The organism is Myroides sp. LJL116, assembly GCF_054871685.1.
Window position 1 is genome coordinate 1 of record NZ_JBTXLR010000036.1, and the last position, 6,896, is coordinate 6,896.

Annotated in this window: 3 protein-coding genes, 1 tRNA gene and 1 pseudogene; 4 read left to right on the top strand and 1 reads right to left on the bottom strand. The window is 29.9% G+C overall.

What is annotated here, in order from left to right:
• On the top strand, positions 1 to 266 hold a 266-nt coding region (locus ACYSNM_RS13615), incomplete at its 5' end, for an integrase core domain-containing protein (RefSeq protein ID WP_461757423.1).
• Positions 267 to 344: 78 nt separating this feature from the next.
• On the opposite strand, the gene ACYSNM_RS13620 is transcribed toward ACYSNM_RS13615, so the two are convergent.
• Positions 345 to 419 (bottom strand) — tRNA-Pro (locus ACYSNM_RS13620).
• A gap of 631 nt (positions 420 to 1,050) precedes the next feature.
• Between ACYSNM_RS13620 and ACYSNM_RS13625 the strand changes: the two genes are divergently transcribed.
• The 3 genes and pseudogenes from ACYSNM_RS13625 to ACYSNM_RS13635 form a co-directional block, all read left to right on the top strand.
• On the top strand, positions 1,051 to 1,986 hold the full coding sequence (locus ACYSNM_RS13625; protein WP_461757424.1) for a helix-turn-helix domain-containing protein: 936 nt from the start codon (positions 1,051 to 1,053) through the stop codon (positions 1,984 to 1,986).
• Between the two features lie 3 nt (positions 1,987 to 1,989).
• On the top strand, positions 1,990 to 3,126 hold the full coding sequence (locus ACYSNM_RS13630) for a helix-turn-helix domain-containing protein (RefSeq protein ID WP_461757425.1): 1,137 nt from the start codon (positions 1,990 to 1,992) through the stop codon (positions 3,124 to 3,126).
• Between the two features lie 1,611 nt (positions 3,127 to 4,737).
• A pseudogene (locus tag ACYSNM_RS13635) lies at positions 4,738 to 6,896 on the top strand (hypothetical protein); the annotation flags it as partial.

Sequence of the window (6,896 nt, forward strand, 5' to 3'; positions counted from 1 at the left end):
TTTCTTTAGTCGGTGTGTCACAAGAGTTTACACACGTAGCAACACCAGAGGAAAACGCTCATATAGAAGCATACCATGGTACTTTAAGGAGAGAAGTTTTCACCAAGTTCGAATACTTTACTTTTGGACAAATAGAACAAATATTAAAGAACTACGTAGTGTTTTATAATAACAAAAGACTACATGGCTTGCTTGGAAAAATCACTCCAATGGAGAAATGGGAAATGGACAAACACTTGATTTTAACCAAGAAAAAAGCAGCCTAAAACATTATACTTTAAAAACTTAAAAATACTCTAGGTTTATAGGGGTCAAAACAATCATTTCACTTAGTTGAAGTGTTGTCGGGGTGGCAGGATTCGAACCTGCGACCTCCTGGTCCCAAACCAGGCGCGATGACCGGGCTACGCTACACCCCGATTGGTCATTCTTTGTTTTATTGTGATGCAAATATAGAACAGAAAATGAGTTTTTAAAACTAAAAAACATACTTTAACATTGTGTTTTTTAGTATCTACTGATAGATAGATGATTAAAATTAATGTGTTAAAATTTATATTCCTTCTTTAGAATAGTTGGATAATAACGGTTGCATAGCCTTTTTTATGTAAAGTATTTATTTATAGTTGTTTATATAAATAGCTTTCTTAGTTCTAATTTGCTGTTTGTTAAATTAGTAGTAATTAATCATTTTTACTCAATGATTTTATGTAAAGATGAATATTTTGTTATTATTTATTAAGTTATATCTTATTTTAACGTTAAATTTAATTTAGTAGAATTGGGTATTTGTGGTTTTATTGTCTTTAAAAGTCTTTTTTATTGATAAAATACCATTAAATTGTTTTTATTTATGAATTTTATCGTATTTTTGCACTGTTATAGAAATAGTTTTAGACAGAAGTAAAACTTTAGCCCCACCTGAAGTTTTTTCTGCTCTTAGCAATGCAACTCCCTTTTAGTATTGTATTACGCTTTTATTTTTTTATTTATGGAAAGAATTAATTTTTAGGCGTAAATCTATTTTTTGTCGTAACAAAAATATATTTTATGTTAAGTAGAAAGATGATCTTATTAGAGCGCACCTTTTATCAAAGGGCTCTATTAATGTGTAAAGTATTCATTGGTCTTCTTGTTTTAGAGCTAATTACCTTTAGTTTGTTTAAGTTTTCAGACTTTTATATTTTTAGCGGACCTGTTTTTTTAGTTTTAGCCGATACTTTAATAAATAGGATTAATAAGAAAATGATTATATGGGGGAGTATTATTTGCTTTACTTATATGCTAAGTATTCTCACTCCTTTAGGAAAAAATCATATTTATACAGCTAGTATTCCTGGAATTTCCTTGATAGGTTGTAGCGTATGGTTTTTTATTCAACCAACCTATAAGTACATTATAAATGAGTTTAAGTTTTGGTTAAAGTATACTGCTTGGTTTAATATCTTAGTGGGTATATCTGCCTTTTTATTTTTATTTAATGAATTGAAAATTCAAAGAATAAAGATTAATACCTTTTTTTTCGCTGTAGGTCTTACCATATTTAGTATCGTCTATGTAGTAATGCTTTTGCGTGCATTGAAAAAAGTACAAAAGGATAATCAATACCAACATAATCTAACTCTTTTAAGTGAAGAATACAGGGATAAAATTCAGGCATTAGAAATGTACTTTACAGAAAATAAGGAGTTTTTGAATCCTGACTTTACCATTGATGAATTAGCAGAACCTCTATTGATGGATAAGAAAGATTTGAGTTTTTTGCTCAATCAGGTTTTGAAAACCAACTTCTATACTCTTTTAGCTGAAAAAAGGATACGCGTTGCCGAGCAGTTAATAGTAAGCTCTTACGATGTGTATACCATAGAATATATCATGTTACAAGCTGGATTCAGGTCGAAGTCCTCTTTTAATCGTTATTTTAAACAATACACAGGAAAGACTCCTTCTGAATTCCGAGATTCTATTATTTTAAAAAAGGATTAGCTTATGTTTGGGTATATGCAAATGGGTTATTTTTTGTTTTTATTTGGAGCTATACTCTTTGGTATTTACAATATAATAATTTTTAAGAAAAAGAAATTAGACAATTTCGCTGATAAAGCTGTTTACTACATCAATCTTCTAATGTTAGTACAGTGTATTTATAGTCTTATTGTGCGAGTAGGATGGCAGGGGTATGTTTTATTAGATATTGGTACCACTTTTAAGTTATGTTATGGACCTTTGTTTTATTATGTAGTTCGAAGTACTATTTATAGACAACCATTTTTTGATGTAACTAATTATAAATTATACTTCCATTTTATTCCCTTTCTGGCTTTTACATTATTTTACATTTATTTATTGTATGATCCCGTTGCATCGGAGCTGTATTCGTATCCCTATCTAGTAGTTCTTTCTGTTTTTTGTGGAGTTCATATTCTTGTGTATTGTATATTATCCTTATATATAATGCAGAATTATGAATTAGTAAAAACGAATAAAAGAGTTAAGAAGCTTTATTTTGATGGTTTAATGATCCTAATATTTCGTGGGATTTACCTAATAGGAGATGGACTAGAGAGAGATTTTACAATCTATGAAAATGACATAGGTAGTTTATTCTCTTATGCGCTGATGTTCTTAGTGGTTATTCTTATTCACCGTGTTTGGATCAAGGATTATTTTGTAAAGCCTTATAAAGAAGTCAATATCAATTTAGAGAAAAGTATATTAGAAAAAATTAAAAATAAAGCTTTTACAAAGGAATCTGACAAACCTAAATACTCAAAAAGTAGAGTAGATTTAGAGGATTTAAAGAGTTACAGTATTAAATTAGAGAGTCTAGATATTGAAGTGTTTTTAGACAAAGACTTAGGAATTGATAAATTAGCTTCTATATTACATATTAGTACCCATAGTTTATCACAAACCTTTTCTTTAGTTCTTGAAACTAGCTACAGTGCTTTTATACACAAGAAAAGAATTCAATATACAGTTAAGCTTTTAAGAGAACAGCCTGATTTGCCAATTAGCGAATTAAGTGAGGAATCTGGGTTTAATTCCCAAGCTTCCTTTTATAGAGCTTTTAAAGAAGTTTATAATATGACTCCACGCGAGTTTCAAAAACAACATATTTTATAAGTCAATAGTTGTATGATGCATCGTTGACTCAGAAGTTATTCCAAAGCTATACTTGAAAAAGTATAGCTTTTTTTTATACCTATACCTTTACCTAAATGGATCTAAAATAGGTTACCCTAGCAATAGTTAAAAAAGGTTTGATTGCATTTAAAATCTATATCAAGTTAGACTATTAATATGGGCTTTTACGTTGGAAATTATCTCGTATAGGATTTACTATTTTCATAATAATCCAGTTGAAGATTGTTTCTGTTTATTAAGGCTTCTGTTTTTTAATTTAATTAAAGTATACCTCTTTGTTGCGCATGTTTTTCATTAGAAATCTACTTTGTGACATGGGTTTTGTAGTATTTTTTGTAAGAATGCATCTTAGAAGTTTTGTTTTGGTACTATAGGAGAATTTATAGTAGGACAAATCTTAAATATCTATATAAAAAGTTCTCTTTTTGTCTGTATTACAACTTCATACATGGACAATTATAATATCTACTTTATCTAATTGAGCGTTTTTTTTTCAACAAATGCTCTGCATTTCGGTTATTCTCAATTATTAGAGAGGGTTCTTTTGTATTTGCTTGATTTATAGTATTTTATATCGGTGTCGTTTTATTGGGAGCTATTCTCTCTCAATAAAATGAGAGTTTTTTTTTGACATTTTGACTTTACTTTGTCACAGATAAAAAAAGCTAGATTCTTACAAAAAAGGAAAATCGCTTTTTCTAATCTACGAATTTAAATTGAGAATTTGACTTAGAAGATAGTGCAGTATTATAATATAAGTGAGTTTTTAAACAATTAGTTAATTGCAGTTATAAGGTAAGTTTTATACTACGAGTTCTGTCACTAGGTATTTGGAAAGATAGTTAGGGAGTATCCTAAGAATACTAAAAGCAGAACTCTTAGTTCTTATCGAATAGCTTTAGAAATACAAAACAACAAGCCTTAAAAAATGCTATGAAAAGGAAATAAGGTGAGTAATAGTTTGCATCAAGCATTTCAATAAAGTTGGATGAGAATATTGGAGATGTATAGCTTAGAAATATAGTTTAGGTTATTATTTGCAGGTAAGTAAGTCAAGGTGTTTTGATAAACGGTTTTAAGTGGGATGAAACTTTTTTGAAATGCTAAGCAAACTTAAAGAAACTTATGACAACCTATTTTCTAGATGGTGTAGGTAAAGTGTTTCTATAGAGTGTATGGTTTTTATAGTTCTTAATCAGGTAAGACTATAAAATTTATAATTGAAAATTGTACAATTTTATTTTTTTCAAATAGTGATTTTTTCTTCTGCAGGATAAGAAGTTTCCTGATAAGCTTCTTAGACTGCAATATTAGACCCTTTATTAAGTGGTTTTTAACTTTAGATAACAAATAACACAAGAGTGTTTGTTTTAGCTTCTTTAAAATCTTTAAAGTTTTACTGTAGTGGCATTTAGGCCTGTTGTTAGACTGGTAAGCGCAAATGTTATAGAATTAATAGTAGTATATAATCGTATAGAAGAGTCTGTAATTAACTCAAATAGGAAGGAGTTGAAAATTAGGTTCTTGAATAAGGTTTTAAAGCTTTAAAGTAAAATTTTTAGAAGATCAATCTCTTTTAAATCAAACAAAATGATAAGAAAAATTATTCCATTAGTAGCCATTTTTTGTAGTGCTTATGGTTACGCGCAGTTAGGAGTAGGTACAAGGTTACCTAAATCTTCTGCCCTTTTAGAAGTCCAATCTAATGAGCATGGTATTTTGATACCACGTGTGAATTTAGTTAGTTTGACTGAGGCGGGACCTATTAAAGGTGAACTTGTAGAGAGTTTATTAGTTTATAACTTAGGTGGAGCTTTAGAACCAGGATTTTACTATTGGTATAAAACAGGTTGGATAAAATTACAAAATGGAGAATCAGCTAAGGATACTACAAATAAGAGTTTTACTCTTATGGAGGATTTTTTGACTATTACAGATAGTAATGGAGATTCTGTTAAGTTAGCAGTAGCCGAGATTGCTTCTAATTCCACTTTTGTAACTAATCTAGCTGGTAATTCTGAGTTTGTAACTCACTTAGGGGATAACCTTGACTTTGTCACTAACGTAACAAATAACCAAGAGTTTATTTCAAATATTATAAATAAATTGTCAGGGCTATACGGTAATGTAGGCTTTGATGAAATACTTAAAAACTTTTATTATTATAATGCCGATGGTAAGAAAACTACTATAGACTGGAGTAATCTAGATACTACTAATACTACTTTTACTTTAGAAGGAGACTTTTTAAGTGTAACCGATAGCAAAGGAAATAGCGTAAAATTAGCCGTAGAACAGATTGCTTCTAATTCTACTTTTGTAACAAACTTAGCAGGTAACAAAGAGTTTATTACCAAGTTAGGGGGTAATATTGACTTTGTAACTAACGTAACCAATAACCAGGAGTTTATTGATAATATCATCAATAAATTAGAGGGAACTTATGGTAATGTAGGATATGATAGCGTTAAAAAAGAGCTTTATTATTTTGATAAAGACGGTAATAAAGTAACGGTAGAGTGGAGCGATTTAGATACAACTAACTCTAGCTTTACTCTAGAAGGAGATTTCTTAACTATTACCGACAGCAAAGGAAGTAGCGTAAAATTAGCAGTAGAACAAATTGCTTCTAATTCTACTTTTGTAACAAATTTAGCAGGTAACAAAGAGTTTATCACCAAGTTAGGGGATAATATTGACTTTATAACTAACGTAACCAATAACCAGGAGTTTATTGATAACATCATCAATAAATTAGAGGGAACTTATGGTAATGTTGGCTATGATAGCGTTAAAAAAGAGCTTTATTATTTTGATAAAGACGGTAATAAAGTAACCGTGGAGTGGAGCGATTTAGATACTACTAACTCTAGCTTTACTCTAGAAGGAGATTTCTTAACTATTACTGACAGTAAAGGAAATAGTGTAACTCTTGCAGTAGAACAGATTGCGTCTAATTCTACTTTTGTAACAAACTTAGCTGGGAACAAAGAGTTTATCACCAAGTTAGGGGATAATATTGACTTTGTAACTAACGTAACCAATAACCAGGAGTTTATTGATAACATCATCAATAAATTAGAGGGAACTTATGGTAATGTAGGCTATGATAGCGTTAAAAAAGAGCTTTACTATTTTGATAAAGACGGTAATAAAGTAACGGTGGAGTGGAGCGATTTAGATACTACTAACTCAAGCTTTACTCTAGAAGGAGATTTCTTAACTATTACTGATAGTAAAGGAAATAGTGTAACTCTTGCCGTAGAGCAAATTGCTTCTAATTCTACTTTTGTAACAAATTTAGCAGGTAACAAAGAGTTTATCACCAAGTTAGGGGATAATATTGACTTTGTAACTAACGTAACCAATAACCAGGAGTTTATTGATAATATCATCAATAAATTAGAGGGAACTTATGGTAATGTAGGCTATGATAGCGTTAAAAAAGAGCTTTACTATTTTGATAAAGACGGTAATAAAGTAACGGTGGAGTGGAGCGATTTAGATACTACTAACTCAAGCTTTACTCTAGAAGGAGATTTCTTAACTATTACTGATAGTAAAGGAAATAGTGTAACTCTTGCCGTAGAGCAAATTGCTTCTAATTCTACTTTTGTAACAAATTTAGCAGGTAACAAAGAGTTTATCACCAAGTTAGGGGATAATATTGACTTTGTAACTAACGTAACCAATAACCAGGAGTTTATTGATAATATCATCAATAAATTAGAGGGAACTTATGGTAATGT

Excerpts from the sequence above, each read along its gene's own strand:
- ACYSNM_RS13625 (WP_461757424.1), top strand. The coding sequence starts at position 1,051 with ATGTTAAGTAGAAAGATGATCTTATTAGAGCGCACCTTTTATCAAAGG.
- ACYSNM_RS13630 (WP_461757425.1), top strand. The coding sequence starts at position 1,990 with ATGTTTGGGTATATGCAAATGGGTTATTTTTTGTTTTTATTTGGAGCT.